The 1,634-nt window shown below is 68.2% G+C and carries 2 protein-coding genes; both read left to right on the forward strand.

Annotation, left to right across the window (positions count from 1 at the left end):
• Positions 1-77 precede the first annotated feature (77 nt).
• On the forward strand, positions 78-929 hold the full coding sequence (locus ABEA30_RS15470) for a DUF4192 family protein (RefSeq protein ID WP_345584444.1): 852 nt from the start codon (positions 78-80) through the stop codon (positions 927-929).
• Between the two features lies 1 nt (position 930).
• A complete protein-coding gene (locus ABEA30_RS15475; protein WP_345584446.1) occupies positions 931-1,386 on the forward strand; it encodes a hypothetical protein in 456 nt (151 codons plus the stop codon).
• The last annotated feature ends 248 nt before the right edge of the window (positions 1,387-1,634 follow it).

Below are 1,634 nucleotides of genomic sequence, written 5' to 3' on the forward strand. Positions count from 1 at the left end.
GGTGTCGGCCGGTAGGTTGGAGTCATCCAAACAGGGAACCTCACCAGTTCCCACACTTCCGAGAAGGGGAAGAAATCATGACGGAAATGTTGCACGTGACGAGTGAACCGTTGGATTTGGTGTCGCTGCCGCCGCTGCTGCTGGGGTTCCAGCCGGTGGAGTCCGTGGCGCTGCTGGGCATCGTCGGGAACCGGGTGGCGTTTTGTGGCCGTACCGATCTGAACATGGCCGTGGAGACCGCCCCGCAGGTTCTGGACGCGATGCGCAACAACGACGTTCCCGGACTAGCGCTGGTGGCCTACAGCGACCAGCCCGAGGCCGCCGCGTCGGTGCTGCACCAGTTGGCCGTTGGCATCTTCGACGGTGCCGTGGCGGTTGCCTTGGCAACCAACGGGGAGACGGTGTGGCGGGTGGCCGGTGGCGCGCTCACCGATGGGGAGCCGTTCACGCCCACGCTGGAACAGCCCTCCCGCAGCCGCGCTGAGTCGGTGGCCGACGTGACGTGCCGGCGCACCAGCGCCGCGCCGGGCAGCACCGATCATGTGGCCGCACTCCCAACCGGCCAGCGCCGCCTGCTGCTGGACACCATGCTCAGCCAGACGGCACCGCTCACCCCTGACCGGGCCGCGCAGTTGGGCGCGGCACTGGACGCCAGCGAACCGCTGGCAAGCGTCCTCGACGCCGTCGGCAGCGATGCTCAGGCCGCGTTCGACCGGCTCGTGGAGGCCCGCCGCTGGTGCGAGGACGCCCACCTTGAAGCGGTGCTCGCCAACCTCGTCGTGGCCGCATGGGCCAGCGGCCACGGAGCCGCCGCCAACGAGGCACTGACCCAACTGGAAGCCCTGCCCGCCACGGCCCGACTCGTTGACGATCTGGCACGACTCACCCGCACCAACCCCGCCGCCCTCACCGGCACGAAGGAGAACTGACATGGGTTACTACGTCACCGCAAACGGGGAAATCACCGTCCCCGCCGCCAACGTGGAGGCCGCTTACCGGGCCGTGTGCGCCCTCAACGCCCGCCACGAACTCAAGAACGGGGGCCGCTCGCCCGCCAACGAAACCAAGCCCGCAGACAGCCGCTCCAACGGCGATCCGAACAAGTGGTTCTCATGGATGGCGTGGAACTACGACGAAACCTGCGCCACCTTGACCGAAGTGTTCACCGAAGTGGGGTTCGACACCGTCACCGCCGACAACGGCGACGTGATCATTGGCTACTACGACTCCAAGACCGGTAACGAAGGCGATTTTCTCGACGCCGTCGCCCCCTACGCCGCCCCCGGCGTCGGCCACTACTGGCGCGGCGAAAGCGGCGAGCAGTGGCGAGACACCTACGAAAACGGGAAGCGGGAGGAACACTACGGCACAGTGATTTACGGGTAAGCAACAAAAACGCGCTTGCGCGCACCACCACAGCGCGTAGCCGCACCATTAAGACGGCCAACCGGCCCCGCTCGCGGGGCCGGTGCCCCCGCCCCGGCGGCCCGCAAGGGCCGCCAACATCACCCCAGACAGGCCAAACGGCCCTAAAAGGCCCTGCCAGCGGCATTTATGCCGCTGGCCTGCGGCGGGCCGCTTGCGGCCCGCGAGGTGGCGCGCTTGCGCGCCACCTGCCCCCCCCCCCCCCCAGC

Origin of the sequence: Tessaracoccus lubricantis (genome assembly GCF_039544535.1) — a bacterium.
Lineage (GTDB): Bacteria > Actinomycetota > Actinomycetes > Propionibacteriales > Propionibacteriaceae > Arachnia > Arachnia lubricantis.

Bases quoted from the DNA above. Each gene is read 5' to 3' on its own strand.
- ABEA30_RS15475 (WP_345584446.1), top strand. From the start codon at position 931: ATGGGTTACTACGTCACCGCAAACGGGGAAATCACCGTCCCCGCCGCC.
- ABEA30_RS15470 (WP_345584444.1), top strand. From the start codon at position 78: ATGACGGAAATGTTGCACGTGACGAGTGAACCGTTGGATTTGGTGTCG.